Origin of the sequence: Pseudoalteromonas sp. UG3-2, from assembly GCF_037120705.1 — a bacterium.
GTDB lineage: Bacteria > Pseudomonadota > Gammaproteobacteria > Enterobacterales > Alteromonadaceae > Pseudoalteromonas.
Genome location: NZ_JAWLJU010000001.1, coordinates 564059 through 581778, shown reverse-complemented (window position 1 = coordinate 581778; position 17720 = coordinate 564059). Strand labels below are relative to the sequence as shown.

Annotated in this window: 18 protein-coding genes; 7 read left to right on the top strand and 11 right to left on the bottom strand. The window is 43.7% G+C overall.

The features are described 5' to 3' along the window. Positions 1-173 precede the first annotated feature (173 nt). Together R3P39_RS02330 and R3P39_RS02325 are read left to right on the top strand one after the other, a co-directional pair. Positions 174-1001, top strand: a complete 828-nt coding sequence (locus R3P39_RS02330; RefSeq protein WP_336565404.1) for a pirin family protein — start codon at positions 174-176, stop codon at positions 999-1001. Between the two features lie 8 nt (positions 1002-1009). Beyond that, on the top strand, positions 1010-1993 hold the full coding sequence (locus tag R3P39_RS02325) for a glutathione S-transferase family protein (protein ID WP_336565403.1): 984 nt from the start codon (positions 1010-1012) through the stop codon (positions 1991-1993). Between the two features lie 84 nt (positions 1994-2077). Here R3P39_RS02325 and R3P39_RS02320 read toward each other — a convergent pair whose 3' ends face one another. Continuing rightward, positions 2078-2656, bottom strand: a complete 579-nt coding sequence (locus R3P39_RS02320) for a DJ-1/PfpI family protein (RefSeq protein ID WP_336565402.1) — start codon at positions 2654-2656, stop codon at positions 2078-2080. Between the two features lie 236 nt (positions 2657-2892). Between R3P39_RS02320 and R3P39_RS02315 the strand changes: the two genes are divergently transcribed. After that, positions 2893-5058 carry a M3 family metallopeptidase gene (locus tag R3P39_RS02315; protein WP_336565401.1) on the top strand — a complete coding sequence of 722 codons (2166 nt, stop codon included), beginning with the start codon at positions 2893-2895 and terminating at the stop codon, positions 5056-5058. 96 nt (positions 5059-5154) lie between these two features. Here the strand turns inward: R3P39_RS02315 and R3P39_RS02310 are convergent, their stop codons facing one another. From R3P39_RS02310 to R3P39_RS02290, 5 genes are all read right to left on the bottom strand, one after another. Then, positions 5155-5826 (bottom strand): LiaF domain-containing protein, encoded by a 672-nt coding sequence (locus R3P39_RS02310; RefSeq protein WP_336565400.1) that lies wholly within the window; start codon positions 5824-5826, stop codon positions 5155-5157. A gap of 489 nt (positions 5827-6315) precedes the next feature. Further along, positions 6316-6915 (bottom strand): alpha-ketoglutarate-dependent dioxygenase AlkB, encoded by a 600-nt coding sequence (locus R3P39_RS02305; protein ID WP_336565399.1) that lies wholly within the window; start codon positions 6913-6915, stop codon positions 6316-6318. A gap of 199 nt (positions 6916-7114) precedes the next feature. After that, on the bottom strand, positions 7115-7843 hold the full coding sequence (locus tag R3P39_RS02300; RefSeq protein WP_336565398.1) for a glutathione peroxidase: 729 nt from the start codon (positions 7841-7843) through the stop codon (positions 7115-7117). A gap of 153 nt (positions 7844-7996) precedes the next feature. Next, positions 7997-8344, bottom strand: a complete 348-nt coding sequence (locus R3P39_RS02295) for an Hpt domain-containing protein (protein WP_336565397.1) — start codon at positions 8342-8344, stop codon at positions 7997-7999. Beyond that, positions 8337-11072, bottom strand: a complete 2736-nt coding sequence (locus R3P39_RS02290; RefSeq protein WP_336565396.1) for an ATP-binding protein — start codon at positions 11070-11072, stop codon at positions 8337-8339. Before R3P39_RS02290 ends, R3P39_RS02295 begins: the two co-directional genes overlap by 8 nt. A 634-nt stretch (positions 11073-11706) precedes the next feature. On the opposite strand from R3P39_RS02290, the gene R3P39_RS02285 reads away from it, so the two are divergent. Then, positions 11707-12174: a GNAT family N-acetyltransferase gene (locus tag R3P39_RS02285; protein WP_336565395.1), complete on the top strand. Its 468-nt coding sequence runs from the start codon at positions 11707-11709 to the stop codon at positions 12172-12174. 64 nt (positions 12175-12238) lie between these two features. Here the strand turns inward: R3P39_RS02285 and R3P39_RS02280 are convergent, their stop codons facing one another. Together R3P39_RS02280 and R3P39_RS02275 are read right to left on the bottom strand one after the other, a co-directional pair. After that, positions 12239-12769, bottom strand: coding sequence for a DUF3833 domain-containing protein (locus R3P39_RS02280; protein ID WP_336565394.1), 531 nt, complete (start codon positions 12767-12769; stop codon positions 12239-12241). Further along, complete coding sequence (locus R3P39_RS02275) at positions 12770-13297, bottom strand: chalcone isomerase family protein (protein WP_336565393.1); 528 nt, start codon at positions 13295-13297, stop codon at positions 12770-12772. Between the two features lie 143 nt (positions 13298-13440). Between R3P39_RS02275 and R3P39_RS02270 the strand changes: the two genes are divergently transcribed. Next, a complete protein-coding gene (locus R3P39_RS02270; protein WP_336565392.1) occupies positions 13441-13920 on the top strand; it encodes a GNAT family N-acetyltransferase in 480 nt (159 codons plus the stop codon). 45 nt (positions 13921-13965) lie between these two features. Here R3P39_RS02270 and R3P39_RS02265 read toward each other — a convergent pair whose 3' ends face one another. Together R3P39_RS02265 and nhaR are read right to left on the bottom strand one after the other, a co-directional pair. Further along, complete coding sequence (locus tag R3P39_RS02265) at positions 13966-14241, bottom strand: SelT/SelW/SelH family protein (protein WP_442962077.1); 276 nt, start codon at positions 14239-14241, stop codon at positions 13966-13968. Positions 14242-14450: 209 nt separating this feature from the next. Next, a complete protein-coding gene (nhaR, locus tag R3P39_RS02260; RefSeq protein ID WP_336565390.1) occupies positions 14451-15341 on the bottom strand; it encodes a transcriptional activator NhaR in 891 nt (296 codons plus the stop codon). Positions 15342-15460: 119 nt separating this feature from the next. Here nhaR and R3P39_RS02255 point away from each other — a divergent pair, with 119 nt between their 5' ends. After that, positions 15461-15766 (top strand): hypothetical protein, encoded by a 306-nt coding sequence (locus R3P39_RS02255; RefSeq protein WP_336565389.1) that lies wholly within the window; start codon positions 15461-15463, stop codon positions 15764-15766. Between the two features lie 123 nt (positions 15767-15889). Here R3P39_RS02255 and R3P39_RS02250 read toward each other — a convergent pair whose 3' ends face one another. Next, positions 15890-16789, bottom strand: a complete 900-nt coding sequence (locus tag R3P39_RS02250; RefSeq protein WP_336565387.1) for a response regulator — start codon at positions 16787-16789, stop codon at positions 15890-15892. A gap of 93 nt (positions 16790-16882) precedes the next feature. Between R3P39_RS02250 and R3P39_RS02245 the strand changes: the two genes are divergently transcribed. Further along, positions 16883-17686 carry a chromosome partitioning protein ParA gene (locus R3P39_RS02245; RefSeq protein ID WP_336565386.1) on the top strand — a complete coding sequence of 268 codons (804 nt, stop codon included), beginning with the start codon at positions 16883-16885 and terminating at the stop codon, positions 17684-17686. Positions 17687-17720: the final 34 nt, after the last annotated feature.

The window sequence follows — 17720 nt, the reverse complement described above, 5'->3', positions numbered from 1 at the left end:
CATATTTTGAAGCAGCAGAAAAGCTGCAAACTAAGGAGCTGTAATGGGGCTTTACATTAAGACAATTGTCTTTTTCATTCTGCTAAAACGAATGAAAGCGACGATTTTCGCTAATTTTAATCTTACTATGCTTTGCTACTCTAGTGTCAAGATAAGTTTTGCTAGGACTAAAGATGAAACTCAAACAATTAAAGCGTGCTCAAGCAACTCAAGATGGTGCTGGGGTCAAAATTAACCGTATAGCTGGTTTTGATGGTAAAAGCCTTGATCCCTATTTAATGATTGATGAACTTAAATCAGATGATAAAAAAGATTTTATGGCTGGTTTCCCAGCACATCCTCATCGCGGTATTGAGACCTTTACTTATATCCGCAAAGGCGGGTTTGAACACAAAGACCAAATGGGCAATGTAAAGGCGATCCGCAGCGGCGATGTCCAATGGATGAGCACTGGTCGAGGAGTGGTGCATTCAGAAATGCCATTAAATGACAGTGAGGGGATGCATGGCTTTCAAATCTGGCTCAATATGCCAGCAAAAGACAAAATGCGTGCACCCAAATACCAAGACACCACCGACAATCCAGCGCCGGTAACAGACTTAGGGTCGGGTAGCCAATTTAAAGCGCTGGCAGGAACCTGGCAGCTTGGCGAGCAGACCTTAGCTTCTCCTTTGCAACAATTAGCAGGGCAGGGGGCACTTGCCGATGTCAGTTTGCAACCAGGCGATGAGCTGAAGTTAGACCTATCACACTTTGATAAAGTGTTGATTTATATTCACAGTGGCCAATTACAACAGTATGGCACACAATCATTATTAGAGCTTGATAGCCAATACCCCATTGTGCTGCGCTCACAAGAATCTGCGGGGTTTCTCATCTTGGCCGGAAAAGCCATTAATGAACGTATTGCCCATATGGGACCGTTTGTAATGAACACTCAAGAAGAGCTACACCAAGCGGTGAGAGACTATCAACAAGGCCGTTTTGGCGATATTGTTTAGGAGGATGCATGGGATTATTAATTGATGGCACTTGGCATGATAAGTGGTATGACACCAAAAGCAGTGAAGGAAAGTTTCAGCGTGAATCAGCTAAATTAAGAAACTGGGTCACGGCCAATGGCGAAGCGGGACCTTCTGGTGAGGGAGGATTTAAGGCTGAATCAGGGCGTTATCATCTTTATGTTTCTTTGGCATGCCCTTGGGCACATCGCGCGCTGATTTTTCGTCAGTTAAAGCAATTGCAATCCCACATTGATGTCTCCATCGTTGACCCAGATATGCTCAACTATGGCTGGAGCTTTAATAGTGCACGAGAAGAAGTGGGTGACAAACTGTTTGGCTTAGACTTTATGCATCAGTTGTATACGAAAAACGATCCTAGTTATTCTGGCAGAGTTACGGTACCCGTGCTGTGGGATAAACACCGCGACCGTATTGTCAGCAATGAGTCGAGTGAGATTATTCGTATGCTCAATAGTGCATTTAACGACATTACAGGCAATTATGACGATTACTACCCGGCGTCATTAGCGGCAGAAATAGACGAGATCAATGAGTTCGTTTATCACAACATCAACAATGGCGTGTATAAAGCCGGTTTTGCTACTACTCAAGCGGCTTATGAACAAGCGGTGACTGAGCTTTTCAAAGCACTGGATAAGCTTGAGGAACGCTTAGCAGCTCAGCGTTATTTGGTGCGCGGTCAACTGACTGAAGCCGATTGGCGCTTATTTACCACCTTGATCCGCTTCGACAGCGTTTATCACGGTCACTTTAAATGTAACCTTAAGCAAATTGAAGACTACCCAAATTTAAGTGCTTATGTGCGTGACTTGTATCAACAGCCAGAAATAGCCGAGACCGTGAATTTTGAGCATATTAAGCGTCATTATTACTTTAGCCATACCATGATCAACCCAACGCAGGTGGTGCCAGCGGGTCCCGATATTGATTATCAACGTTATCATAATCGCAATGGCATTGCTTTATGAGCATAACGGGTAAGTATAAATAAAGGAGACGAAGTGAAGGCGTTGCATTAGCGCCTTCACTGGAGTTCACAATAGCCACACTATTTACTCGTTTGCTGACCAGTCGTAGTCCATGTAATTTGCGGTTTCCATCGCAATGGCTTGGCCAAACTTTTTTTCTACTAAAGCGAGGCTCATATCAATACCTGCCGACACTGCCGCAGAGCTAGTAAAATTCTGATCCATAACATAGCGTGCATTTTCCACTACTTCGAGTGTCGGATACAGTTCTTTAAGTTGATCTAAGTTCTGCCAATGAGTCGTGACGCGTTTACCATCAATTAAGCCTGCTTCGGCATACAGAAACACGCCAGTACAAACAGCGGCGCACTGCGAGGTGTGGTTAGCGGTTTCTGCTAACCAATTTAAGACGTTGTGGTCACGACAAATGTTTTGATGTAATCCACCTACGACAATGAGTAAGTCGAACTTGGGGTGGGAATAAATACTGTAATGGGGGTTTACACTCATTCCCCCACGAGAAGTAATTGGAATATGGCTGGGAGCAACAATACTGATATTGATGGGAGTATCGATAAACCGTTTTACCGTATTAAATACTTCGAATGGTCCGCAAAAATCTAAACTTTCCGCGCCGTCATAAATGAAAATGCCAACTTCCATCAGTTTGCCTTACAGATCAGTTTTTTACTAACTTGGCTGATCTTGGCCTATTTTTCAAGTTAAATTGTAACAATCGATGAAAAAAATTAGCCTAGCTTAGCCTATCAAGCGTTGTGCTGGGCCTCTCAGGGATGTCAGTCTATCGCTTGTGATTGCATGCCGCTCGCAAACACATTGCACTTTTGTCTGCTATGGGTAATATCTGTGGCTAACATAACAACAAGCGATGGAACATTATGTTTAAACCTTCAATTACTCTACTAAGTGCAGCTGTGTGTTTGGCACTTACGGGCTGCGCAGGTACTGCAGATAAAGCACCACAACAAGTTAAACTACTGCAAGATAAACAGTATGACAATGCTTTGCTAAAACCGTTTTCAGGACCTTACCAAGGTGTTCCTCATTTTGACAAGATGGATTTAGAGCTATTAGAGCCTGCGGTAGATATCGCAATGGCAGACAACCTCAAAGAAATTGAGGCAATTGCCAACAACCCCGCTAAGCCGACATTTGAAAACACCATAGTGGCACTAGAAAAATCAGGCGCGGCTTTAGATCGCATTTTTACCTACTACGGTATTTGGAGCGCTAACCTGTCGAGTCCAGAATTTCGCGATATTCAATCTCGCGTGGTGCCAAAGTACTCAGCCTACAGCTCTAAAATCACCCAAAACACAAAATTATTTAAACGCATTCAAGCGGTTTACGAGGGCGAAGAGTTCCAAAAGCTGACCCCTGAGGAACAGCGAATTACCAAAATGCGTTATGATGGCTTTGCCCGCAATGGTGCTACCTTGACGGGCGATGATGCTAAACGCTACGCAGAAATAAACTTAGAATTATCAAAACTGCATACTAAGTTTGCTAACAATGTGCTGGCTGATGAAGAAAACTATGTGGTCTATTTAACCGAAGAGCAGCTTGCTGGCTTGCCTGAGTCGTTTATTACTTCGGCGGCAGCGGCAGCGAAAGCGCGTGGCAAAGAGGGGATGTATGCCATTACTAACTCTCGCTCTTCAATGGACCCATTTTTAACCTACTCCACTGAGCGTGAGATCAGAGAAAAAGTCTGGAATAATTATTACAACCGCGGCAACAATGGTGATGAAGCAGATAATAAGGCGATTATTTCTGAAATCTTAAAATTACGTCACGAACGCGTAAACTTACTCGGTTATGACAATTATGCTGCATGGCGCTTAGAAGACCGTATGGCGAAAAAGCCAGACAATGCCATGGCACTAATGAAGAAAGTATGGCCAGCCGCCATCGCTCGTGTTGAGCAAGAAGTGGCAGATATGCAGGCCATTGCCGACAAAGAAGATGCGGATATCACTATTAAGCCATGGGATTATCGCTTTTATGCTGAGAAAGTTCGCCAAGCTAAGTATCAGCTTGACTCAAATGAAGTGAAGGCTTACTTACAGCTAGATAAGCTTCGTGAAGCCATGTTTTATGTTGCAGGACGCTTATTTAACTTTGAATTTACGCCAGTTGCTAAGGGCACCGTGCCGGTATTCCACCCAGACGTAAAAGTATGGGAAGTCACCGACAAAACTACCGGTGAAAACGTTGGCCTTTGGTACTTAGACCCATTTGCTCGTAAAGGTAAGCGCTCTGGCGCTTGGGCAGTATCTTACCGTAATCACACTACCTTTGATGGCAAACAAAATGTCTTGAGCTCAAACAACTCTAACTTTGTTAAAGCCCCAGAAGGTGAAGCAACGTTGATTTCTTGGTCAGACGCAGAAACTTACTTCCATGAGTTCGGTCACGCTCTGCACGCGCTATCATCACAAGTGAAATACCCAAGCTCAAACTCAGGGGTACGTGATTACACTGAGTTCCAATCACAGCTGCTAGAGCGTTGGCTGGCCACAGACGAAGTGATCAATCGTTACTTGGTGCACTATAAAACCGGCGAACCGATGCCGAAAGAGCTGATTGCGAAAATCAAGAAGTCGGCCACCTTTAACCAAGGCTTCGCGACCACCGAATACTTAGCGTCTGCGATTATGGATATGTTATTCCACACCACAGATCCAGATAAAATTGGCGACCCCGTTGCGTTTGAAAAGTCACAGCTGAATGCGCTTGGTATGCCTGAAGAAATTGTCATGCGTCACCGTACTACGCATTTTGGCCATGTGTTCTCTGGCGAAGGGTATTCTGCTGGTTACTATGGCTACTTATGGGCCGAGGTACTGACTTCTGATGCTGCAGAGGCATTCGCGGAAGCACCAGGTGGCTTTTATGATGAAGACGTAGCAGAGCGTTTAGTCGACTACCTATTCTCTGTGCGTAACGCTATGGACCCTGCCGAAGCATACCGTAAGTTTAGAGGCCGTGATGCCAAGGTTGATGCACTGATGCGTGACCGTGGTTTCCCAGTCGAAAAATAATAGTTTAAACGCCATATAAAATAGTAAAACCCTGTCCTACGCGGCAGGGTTTTTTCTTTTTCGTCACCGTGGTGACATTGCCCAATTTAGGTGTATTTACTTTGACTTTGGGTGCTCAGTAAAAAAGTCCCGCAAACCATTGGCAAATTGCTTCAGCTGCTCTTTCATTGAGACTTTAGAGCGAACCTCCACGCTACCGAGAATAGTGCGACCATGTAGGTGAATTCGTGGCCGTTGTTTGGTGTGTGCAGTATTGCTGAGCGTGTTTCTGGTGTTTTCGACTGAGCCCATTATATTGGTGATCTCAGTGATGACATCCACTGAGTCTGGAACAATGATGTCGTCACTTCCCATGATACAGTCACTGTATATGTGTACCTCAGGGTGAGTGAATATGGCATTGCTAAAGTCGAGTTCGATGCTGCCAAGATAGTTGCGCAAAGTAATAGACTTTGGCACTCGCCATTCACCAGCACGGTGATCTGAGCTCAAAATAGCAGTGATAGTGAGAGGCTGCTGCGTTTCACTGGGAGAAAACTTTGGCCCCATTCGTGCCGCTTTCTCGCTGTGGTATCTAGGATCGGCTTGTAATGGCAAGTCGGCACTTAAGGCAGCTAACGGTTCGTGACAATCAAGCTGGTATGCTTTATCAAGCCGCCTTTCAAAGGCATCTGCTGAGATTTCACCATGGCTATAATTTAAGATTAATTGGTCAATGACTTCTTCCCTGACGCTTTCTAACGGTCTGTCTTGCAATGGTACGGACATTATCCTTACTCCAACTCATAATCGAATAGTGATTGTTAGCAGCAACTACTAAGCCAATATTTTAAAACTATACAATATCAATAACTTAATGAATTTCTGGGTTTTATTTGGTAATAAGAAATACCAAAAAGTAAGCGTTTGTGTAGTAAAGTGATGAAATTGACTAACGCCCTTTAGATAGTTCTCATTGTAGCGCAATGAATTTGAAATACTGCACTTAATGGCTACCTTTATTATTGATACCAAGCAAATTAAGGAGAGTTAAGTGGCTAAAAAAGACGATGTTAAGAAGCTAAAAAAAGAAGTGAAAGCCCGCAAGGCAAAAATTGAAAAGCATGAAGCGAAAATCAAGAAATTGAAAAAAGCGATTAAAAAAGCGTAAGTTGATATAAAAGAGCGGATCATCCGCTCTTTTTTTTATAACAGTTGGCTAGGCAAGGAGGGTTCTTTTACCTCCACCTCTCATGGTAAGGCCGAGTTCGAAATTGCTTAAGCTGAGTGAACATGCCCAGGCCAGTTAAACTGGCGGAATGTTAGGTTAAACCGCGGGCCGACCTTACCTGTCGCCTTTGGTACAGCGTGCTGGTAATTGTCTTGAAAGCCATCAGCCATGAGCAATAAAGAACCACTAGCTAAGCTGATTTGCCACTGATGTTGTTGCTGAGATTGATGGCGAATGTGGAATGCTCGCTCGGCACCTAAACTAATTGAGGCAATGACGTTGGTTGGACCAAAAGCGGGTAGGTCGCTATGAAAGTCTAGGTATTCTTCACCATCAGGGTAGTAGATACAAACGCAAACAGGAAATTCTACCCCAGTGAATTCAGCGAGCTTTTGTTGTAATAGCGATATGGCTGGAAACCAAGCTTGACGGCGTCCGTGATGTGCAGCAAAGACATCGCTATCCACTAAAAGCGGGTCAACCAACATCATTTTCCAAGGCCATACTGGCTGTTTGCCTTTGCCAATCACTTCTACATAGTCGGGTTGATTGAGGTTAAACTCATTATTCAGCGTAGTCAGTATCGTGTTTTGTTCATGCGAAGATAAAAAGTCGGCATGATAGTGGCAACATTCGGGGTGATCCATGTCCTTATCCTTAACAACGTCGTAAGCTTGCTGTTAAGTGTAACAGCTATGGTGCAAAGCGCTGTTAATAAAAGCAAGTTTTTAAATGGGCTTTATAAATGCTCCTTTACTGCTCGAGTAAGAGTAACCTCTAAGCAAGATGCTTTGCCACTGTAAACCCCCATGACAAAGCATTGCTTTGGATTGCAACGGTAAAGGATTATGCAAAGTACTCAGCTAAGTCGTCAGAGCCACCAATATGCTTGCCGCCAATAAATACCTGAGGTACGGTTTCACGGCCCGACAACGCTTTTAAGCTAGTCAAAGAGGCTTGCTTGCCCAGCATTAGCTCTTCATAAGCAAGACCTTTTTGTTGCAGCAGAGCTTTTGCTTTTTCACAAAATGGGCAACCAATTTTACTGATCACCGTAACCGGCTCCGGCTTAATTTGACTGGGGTTGATATACTCCAGCATGGTGTCGGCATCTGAAACCTCAAATGGGTCACCAGGTTTTTCTGGCTCAATAAACATCTTTTCAATGATGCCATTTTTTACCAACATAGCGTAGCGCCAGCTGCGTTTACCAAAGCCGAGATCGTTTTTGTCTACTAACATGCCCATGCCATCAGTAAACTCACCGTTGCCATCGGGTAACAGGGTAATGTTTTCAGCTTCTTGGTATTGTGCCCAAGCATTCATAACAAAGGTATCGTTGACGGACACACAAACAATGTCATCGACGCCATTTTGCTTAAATACATTTGCCAGCTCATTATAGCGTGGCAAGTGAGTAGAAGAGCACGTAGGCGTAAATGCCCCTGGCAATGAAAACACCACAACCGTTTTGTTATTAAAAATCTCTGCTGTGGTTAGGTGGTGCCACTGTTCACCTTTTCGAACCGGAAATGTTACATTAGGTACTGATTTACCTTCCATATTGTTTAGCATCTTGTCGCTCCTCATTAAGTTGATGACGCTATTATGAGTGAATGTGTTTAATCTGTATAATGGTATATTTTGATTGTTATGTTCTGTAAAATAGATTGTCTACTGTTGTGGTATGGCGGCCTGTTTATTTTATTCAACTAAATGAGGTAGCTATTAAGCTTGCTGTAAATGCGCTTTTAGTGCTAACACAAAGTGGCTGCCCAGTTCGGTATGAATGGCGCGGATAAGCTCGGCACACTGTGCTTGGTTATTAGCTAAGGCTTGCTCCTCTAGTTCTTGTAGTTGCTCCGCTAGTACTTCTGCCCCCACGGCTTTGGCAGACGTTTTTAAAAAGTGTGCATGGTCTTTCAGCTCTTGATATGCGCTGTCTTGGTAAGCTTGTTTAAGTAGCCCACAGCTGGACTTTGCTTGCTGGAGAAAATCGCTATAAAACTTTCTCGCGCTGGCCTTATCATCACCGATAAGCTCTATCATAACTTGTGGATTCAGCGATTTACTCATTACTATCCTCTGTGTTCAGCCATTTGTATAAAGTGTCCTTTAATTCCATCAGTCTTACCGGTTTACTGACGTAATCATTCATACCACTGTCGATGCAATTTTCTTTATCGCCTTTCATGGCCGCACCGGTCACCGCAACAATAGGTATAGCGGTGCGCTGCTGTTGTTGTTCTAATTCACGAATATGCTTAGTTAGCTCGTAACCGTCCATTTCTGGCATATGGCAGTCGGTGAGTAGTAGGCTGTAGTCATTATTTTTGAATTTATCCAAAGCTTCTTGGCCATTGCTGGCAATATCACAGTTTAATTGTAATCGAGCCAGTTGCTTAACAATCAGCTTCTGGTTAAAAGGGTTGTCCTCTGCGAGCAAGATTGTTTTACCGGCATCACTTTGCTCATTGCAGCTAGAGTCCTTTGTTTGCGTTAGCAGGCTATCGAGCTCATCCAGTGGCGCTAAGTCATCGAGACTGTCGACGGGGACTGGCTTAGTCGTTTGGCGCAGCTTCTTCAGTAACTGCATAAAAGAGTGCTGGGTGTGGGGGTAGAGTGAGCGTACCATATCCACCTGCAGTTGCTGCTCAGTAGAGGTGGTATGCAGAGCTGGAGTGACAAAGGCTAATGTTGGTAAAGAGGCACGCTGATTAGCACCTTGTGTAATTTCTTCATTCGCAGTAACAGTCATGATCAGAGCAGCATCCTTCTCAGGCTTTGCTTGCGAGATGTCTTCAATAACAATGACCTGCTCACAGGCTTTATGGCAGCAGTTGCTAAGCTGTTGTAATTCTGGAGCCTGTTGGTCTGAACTGTGAAGCAAGTAAAGGGTTTTAAAGGTTGGCGCTAATGGTTGTGGTGTGTGTCCTTGCCATACCGGGATGGTAATAGCAAAGCTTGACCCTTGATTAGGTTTGCTGGTTAAGCTGATTTTACCACCCATTAAATCAACCAGTTTGCCACATATGGCTAATCCTAGCCCAGTACCGCCAAAGCGACGAGTGATGGAGCGTTCGGCTTGTGTAAAGGGGGTGAACAGTTTTTTCTGTACTTCTGTAGTGATGCCAATGCCGTTGTCTGATATGGTGAAAATCAGGTGAGACAATGCCACTCCCTCCGTTCTCCAGCTCACTTCAATGGACACTAAGGCACCTTCTGCTCTGGTCGGCACGCTAAACTTTATGGCATTGCTGACAATATTAAAAATAACTTGCCGGACACGGTTTTCATCTCCGGTGACCGTCATAGGCAAATCTGTAGCTTCTAATACCACGAGCTTAACGGACTTATCATTCGCATGGGCAGAAAACGTTTTGACAATGTTATTGAGCATTTTTGATGGCGAGTAGGGGTAGCTTTCTAGCTCTAGCTTGCCTTGCTCTACTTTAGCAAGATCGAGAATATCATTTAAAATCGCCACTAAGTTATTGGCCGAAACCGTGGCGGTTTCGATTAGCTCTTGGTTATCGTCATTTAGCTCACTAATGTTAATTAAATCAAGGGCGCCAATAATACCGTTCATTGGAGTGCGTAGCTCATGGCTCATCATGGATAAAAAATCTGATTTGGTACGATTTGCATGCTCTGCCTTGATGATGGCGGCTTCTAAGTCGGCGGTACGCTCCGCCACCCGCTGTTCTAGTTCTTGATTAATATGCTGTAGCTTCTTTTGCGCAATGTACACATCGGTTTGGTCAATGACCACACCATCGATGCGCTTGGGAACGCCATGTTCATCACAGCCTACCACGCCTTTTGCATACAGCACGATAACGTCACCTTCTGCAATAACACTGCGGTAACGTTGTTCGAAAGTATCACCGGTTTGTAAAGAGTTTTGCAGCGCTTCTGTGACTCGAGCTTTGTCATCAGGGTGAAGGCTCTGCTGCCATTTTGGTAAGTTTCCGATATCGTCATCTTCGAGCTTGAAGATAGAGTTGGCCTGTCGATCCCAGTTCCAAACCCATTGATTCGCTACTTTTATGGCTCGCCATGTGCCGATCTTTCCTGCTTGCATGGCCAGCTGCTTGCTTTCCTCAGCATCATGTAGCGCAACCAACATGTCTTTTTCATGGGTGCAGTCTGCCAAAATACCATAAACATTGTGTGTTTTTATGCAGTATTTAACTTGTTCACCCTTGAATTCAAACCAGCGAATGGCGCCTCGTACTTCAATACGAAACTCAAATTGGATCATCAGCCCCTGCTCAATATGATGCGCTAAGAGTTCTGCAAACAAGCTGCGATCTTCATGATAAATCATTGACTTAAGTGATTCCCAGTCGAGCTCAGCGGATGCTGGTAGGCCAATAAGGGCTTTAAACTTAGGAGAGAAGTAGGCATGTTTGCTCACTAAGTCATAACACCAGATCCCTAAGTTGGCACTGTTGACTGCATGTCTTAAGATCCGAGTTTGTTCATCCTCGAGTGGGTTTTGGCAGTAGTAGCTGGTTAACTCTGTGATATGGATGGAAATGTCATTGTGTGCGACATCATAAAAAGAAAGTAAATATTGAGCTTTTCCTTTAAGGCGCAGTGTTACTTGTACTGAAATACCATCATCTATTTTGTGTTGCTCTAGGAAGCAGCTGGGAAAGCTAAACAGTTCGTCAAGTTGACTGCCTACAATATTATCTTGGTTTCCCAGTAGCTGTTGTGCAGCCTGCGTTGCCTTTATGATCCGCCAGCTTGAAGAGGCGATAAGGATTGGCATACTTTCATTCACCGATAAAGCCATAATCATGCCTTTAACAAAATTCACCTGTAACAATAGTAGTCGCTTTTTGCCTCTGTGCTTTCGTAACAGTAGAAAACGACTGTGACGCACACGCTAAGTATAGCGAGCAAAATCTTTAGTATTGCTTTTTATTTTTTGTTTGGTACTTTATTACTGTGGGCTGGAGTTAACCCACCGCTTGTTTTTTTGCACTTCTGAAGCTTGCTAGGAAGCAAAATCCGAGAAGCTGCAATGGGAGTATTCCGTTTATGCCATACAAATCACCAAATTCAAATACGGCCCCTTCACTGCCGGCGCTTACCCTACTTGTGCTGGTTTTGTTAATACTGACTTTGTTAATCTTCCCCAGTTAAGTTCAGACGTTAACTTTCAATCTTAACTATTTGATTAAAATAAAAAAATTTATTTTTTCTTCATCAGGTACAGCTAACAAGCTATTCAAAAATACCTCACCAAGTTGCTTATTTTGTTTAACTCGGTATAGTCTGACCTCGGTCACGCTATGCGCTGCAATAAGTATCAACAAAATAATGAAACACATTGATCAATCTGCGCAGTAAGTAGGTATAAAGTATGCTCTTTGAGCTAGAGCCGGAAGTAGCTCTGTAGGTGACTGTTTGATATAGAGGCAGGTATGCAATTAGTTCAACTTAAGCCAGAGGATCCGCAGACCATTGCGGTGTTCTCTGAAATCGACAAGCTAATGAATAGCTTGTATCCCATCGCTAGTGCACAGTCTTTGGCTGTGGAAGAGCTAAACCAACCCAATGTTTATGCCGTAGGCCTGCAAACAGATGAAGGTATTGTTGCTTGCGGCGCCATTGTAAAACAATTTGATAAAACCTTGTACGGCGAAATTAAGCGCTTGTATGTCAAGCCAAGCTATCGCGGCAAGGGGCTATCTAAGCGTATTATGCAAATCTTGTTGCACTACGCTGGAGATGCGCAAATTCCCCTGATCCGCCTAGAGACAGGTTCAAAACAAACCAATGCGATTAAGTTATATGAAAGTCTAGGATTTGAGCGTTGTGAGCGCTTTGGCTTTTACCGTGATAACCCCTTGAGTGTATTTATGTCTCTAGCAATGCATCAAGAGGCCTAATAAAAGAGTGAGTATTACCTTTAAAGACGGCGCCTAAGCGCCGTATAAATAGCTCGCCATAACTTTATTGTTTTTGCATAAAAATAGTCACCTCGGCCATAGTTAAGCCAAATTTTTCAATGTAAGAGCGGTTCATAAGGGTGTTATTATCAAACGCCCACATCCAATCATCAAAAGTCACTACATAGCTGGTGTCACCCACAGGTAAGTCCATCTCATAGCGCCAGTTCATGGCATTACCAAAGGTTTCACCTGAAGCCTCGGCTAAAATATCACCAGCTCGGCCAACGTAACTGCCATTTTGTTGCTGACGAATTTTCCAAACTCGTTCTTTAACGCCGTCTCCCAACAAATACTCAAACGTTTCGTCGAGTATCAGTTGTCCCGACTCATTCTGGTAGGCGTTAATGTCTACCACAAACTGCTGGATCATATTGCCATCACGGTCTTGTACAATGCCCCAAGCTTTTATGTCCCCTTGAAAGAAGGTGTAAGGGTCAAACTTGGGTTGCAACTGGGCATAGCGGTTTCCTTCAATACCGCTGCTGCAAGCGGTAAGTAGCAACGTAATAAGTATAATAATGGTGGCTCGCATTTATTTACTCCCTAGTCCTAATATTTCTGCACGTAATTTGGGCTCTGAGGTTTTACTTCCTAACCAAATATCGAAAAACCAACGGGTAAACTGTGGGTCTTGGACTTCACCAATTTTGTTGCTGCCCTGATAAAACTCAGTATAGCCTGCGGCATTACGGACACCATAAAGGGTTGTGTCTTCACTGACATCAGGAAATATAGCAATCATCTGTTGTAGCCACTTTTTTTCCAGTTCATGGTCATTAAAGCCTTGTTTCTGCATCTCTTCAATAGAGCGCTCCGCAATGGCTTTACCGTCAAGATCGCGTAAATAGCGTAGTGCTAATACAAAGGGCTGCTGCTCAGAGTAAGTCCCTTGTGGTGCGTACAGGGTGGCATCGTAAACGTCCCAAAATAAATAGGTCATTCTGGCTGTTTCACCCACTGCTTTCGGTTGCTCAATAAAGCGCTGCACCACATCGATACTGGCGAGTGATGAAAAACTGGTAAAAAGTAGAGCTATGGCAGCAAATATCCTTGTAAACATGGTAGGACTCCTCATACCTAAATTTACCCTTTATACGAGTGGCTCACCTTAATTGTTCACTTTTTCAGTGCACTTATCTTGTGCTGCTGTTTTCCACTTAGCGTTTTTGCTAGTCTGAAACAAACTCATAAAAAGGAAAAACAATGACCATAACCGTGCGGCCTGCAGAGCCATCCGATGCCAAAACCATCTTACATTTTATCAATGAATTAGCCATTTACGAGAAAGAGCCTGATGCTGTGGTGAACACCGTAGCCGAAATAGAAAAAAAACTGTTCGGCGAGCAGGCAAGGGCCCACAGTGTCATTTGTGAGCAAGATAGTGAGGCGATCGGTTTTGCTGTCTATTTCTTTAATTATTCAACCTGGTTAGGAAAGCATGGTTTATACCTCGAAGATCTTTACGTAAGCCAAGATAAGCGTGGAAATGGAGCAGGGAAGGGGATTATGAAGTATTTAGCTAACTTGGCGTTAGAAAAGGACTGTGGGCGTTTTGAGTGGGTGGTATTAGATTGGAATAAACCGTCCATTGATTTCTACGACAGCATCGGCGCCGAGCCGCAAAACGAATGGATCATTTACCGCTTGAGTGGCCAAGCGCTAAAAGACTTTGCCACCAGTTAATAAGGTTATAGGGGAATGCCCAGTAGGGCATGCGCCTGTATCAAGCTAATTATCAATGTGACCCAAGTCTCGCTCTGGGTCCAATTTATCACGAACCCGCCGTTTTAGTTCCTTTGCTTCAGGGAAACCACCATCGAGTTTGCGACACCAGATTAAGGTATCATTATAATAAATTTCAAAGCAGCCTTTGCTAGCCGGCACTAAGGCGACTTCAGCTAGATCATCGGAAAAAGTCGAGAGTAACTCTTGTGCCAGCCAGGCTGAACGCAACAACCACTGACACAAAGTGCAAAAATGAATACGAATTTTGGGCTTGTGCAACATGATACCGTTTGATTTAAGGGTTCGATAAATTATAGAGGCATGGAAGCTGAGAGAAAAGCCCAAAGTTCGATGGTAGGGAACCCCATAAATTATAAACTGATGACAGTACTTCAATAAGCTATTAACTTTGAAATCATTGTGACTTTTGTTTTAATTTTTATTGTGGGTTTTTACCTCAAGCCCATGCATTTTGTGACAGTTCAACTTTAACTGATGCTCTTCGCGAGCCGAACAAACTCAGAGAAGATAGAATCTTTTATTAGCCTATCTGGGGTAAAGGCGTAGTAGCTTTGGTAAACATTCTCCATGGTGCCAATTAACACTACATCATAGTGGCGTTCCAGTTCGCGCTTTATGGATAAAGGCGCCGGAAATAAACCAAACCCTTGCTGACCAAGGGATTTCATCAAGGCACTGTCATCAACGTGGCCGGCTACTTTCACTTCAATATCTTGCTCCTGCAACCAATACTGGATGGCGTTGGTTACTGGGCTATGCTTTGCCGGTAATAAAATCGCTTTATCTTGTAGTGAGGCTGGATAGTGTGTGTTGAGCTTTTCGGATGTATCTGACGAGCTATAAAAGCCAATTTGGCTCTTTCCTATTTCATGACAAAACACCTTAAAAGGTAATTGGCTGTCTAAGGGCTTATCTGCCAATACAATATCGAGCTTATGAGTGGCCATTTGCGCTAACAGCTCAGCTTGTTGGCCGTCAATGCAGTGCAAGTTGGCGACTTTATCGTTTTCGATTAAAGGAGCTAGCCATTTTGAAACCAAAGATTTGGGAATGGCATCAGAAATACCCACTTTTAGCGTGCGGTGAGCGTTACCGAATTCATCTTGGGTGGTTTCTAACCACTCTTTTGCAATTGAGAACATATCATCAGCGTACTGTTTGGTTAGAATGCCAAAATCCGTTAGCCTGAGTCCGCGACCCTCACGAATAAACAAAGGTTTGCCCAAGCGCTGTTCTAAGCTGGATAGCTGAGCGCTGATCGTTTGCGGGGTTAAATGCAGTATTTTACTCGCGGCCGCGATGCTGCCTTCGTTACTCACCTGCCAAAAATAATATAGATGGTTAAAGTTTATGTTCATTGTTCGTTAAAATCTTATGCTTGGTTAGATATAATCAGCTTTTATCTTTTCTTCAAGGTTAGTAAATTTGTTGTCACGGAGCAAGAGAAAGATTGTTCACGACCAAATTGAGGTAGAAGATGAAACTAAATCTTGTTAGCCAGAACACCACGTTATCTGCAGATAACAAGGTCGCTTTTACTAAAGCGGTAAAAAGTCGACTAAAAAGCTATGCCGATAATATTCGCAAGGTCAACGTGAGATTAGACGAGTTAAGCAGCAAAAGTGGCAACATGACACTGTGCAAGGTAGAAGTGCTATTGCCTGGCTTACCTACGCTAATTGTTAAGGCTAAGGGGAAAACAGTATTGCAAGCGCTGAGCCGAGCGCTGAAAAACAGCCAACAAATATTGGCGCAGAGTTATTTTAAACTAAACGGCTCATGATTTTTTAGCAATTGCATGAAGTAATCAAGCTATTGTAAACGCAGCAATGCGATTGCTATGACCGATGTCCATTTTCCAGTTCCCAAGCACTTGCCGTGGCAAGGACGCCACGCAATTTTTATATTAGCCTAAAAAGCCCACCAGTAAGATTTTACCTTGCGCCATACCCGGGCGTTGGCAGCACAGATCGATGCGCATATTGGCGGCGGTCTGATACAGCTGGCGTAATTTAGGAAAAGGCTTTTCCACAAATTGCAGGGTTTTTACTTTCAAACTTCTGCGAGTCATGGTGTCTAAAAAAGCGTAGGAAGTGGAATTAAGTGCCGATTTACAGGCTGACAAAATCTCTTCATTAATCTGATGGTTATGGATCACCTGCATCGCTTCAGACTTAGATAGGTTGCCCGTTGAGGCAACAATAACGCAAAGGGCATAAATATCTAACACCCCCACAGCCCTGACTTTTTGTATTTTGGGGTCTTCATACGCCACCATCACACAAGGTAGGTTATCGGCGTCAAACTCCAGCGGCTGGACCTGATCTAATCGTAGCTCTGGGTCGATGTGTTTATTCATCAGTTTTTCAAGTTGTGCCACTTGTGGCAAGGGCACGCCTTTGTGAAGGGCATGGATTTGACGGGTTTTAATGCTTTGCTCTGCGGCTTCTACCAAAGGCTGCATTTTCAAATGCAGATCGTCGTCGGCAAAGGGCTTCGACAGCACAAAAGCCGCGCCATATTCCATGGCCAATTTAATTTGTTCTTTATCGTCGACGGTTGTCACCATCGCCATGGTAATGTCGAGCTTCTTCTGTTTAATTGCCTTAACCAATGCCAAGCCTGAGATGTCTGGCATATGCCAATCGGTTAACACTATGTCGGGGTGCCACGAGCCTATGACTTTCAGCGCTTCTTTGGCGCTTTGCGCCTTTTTCACCAGCAGCTTGCGATATTGAAATCGCGAAAGACCTCGTCGGACTATTTCTAAGGTTGCCGGGCTGTCATCAACGATTAATACCTTCACAAACTACCACTTAATTGAAAAATATAGATTTATTATAGGCACGATTTTGTACCAATACTAAACTAAATGAAGAGTAAACCAAGAGCAAGCAATATGTTAATTGATAAACTACCCAGCGATGTATTCATTTATATGGCGGTGAACCTCGGGCTGCTAATATTAGCGGCCTGGTTTTATATCCTATTATTGATATTAAGAGAATTCCGGCTATTTGCAAAAAATGTCCAAGGCAATCACCAAGCAGGACACGATAACCACTATTTATTGCAACAGTGTCGCGATGCCATTGACCGCTCTATGCGGTTTATTGCCGATAACCAAAAAACCATCCAAGAGCTGGCCAGCATACAATCCAACCTCGAGCAGCAGCTAATAGAAATAAAAACCTCCACCCGAGATCACATTACCAAAGATGAACAAACCAAAATTGATGAATTGAATCGCAAGTTAATTAAGTCTCATAGGCTCATAAAAAAGCTCAAAGGCGATTTAGATAGCAGCATTGAGCGACTTAAAGTCACCCGTCGCAAACTCTATGATCAATACCAATCGACTGAACAATTACAAAAAGAAAATCAAGAGTTGCGACAACAGTTAGAGGAGTCAACCACCGCGGCTGGGCCATCGGAGCAGGAGCTGGAGCAACTGGTGGCGAATTTTGAGCGTGAGCGCCAAGACATGTCCCACACAATTAATGAGTATAAGCGCCAAATTGCTGAGCAGAGTCAGGCCCTTCAACAGCTAATAGTACAAGAGCAAGAAGTGGAAGATGGTGCCAAATTACAAGAAATTAAGGCAGAGCTGGAGCAAACCCGAGAAGCCTTACAGCACCTGTCAAAGGAGAAAAAGTTTATTGAAAGTCGCTATCTGGAGCTGGTAAACAATCAGAACGAATAATTAACAAAAATTACTATAAATAGTGACATTTTAT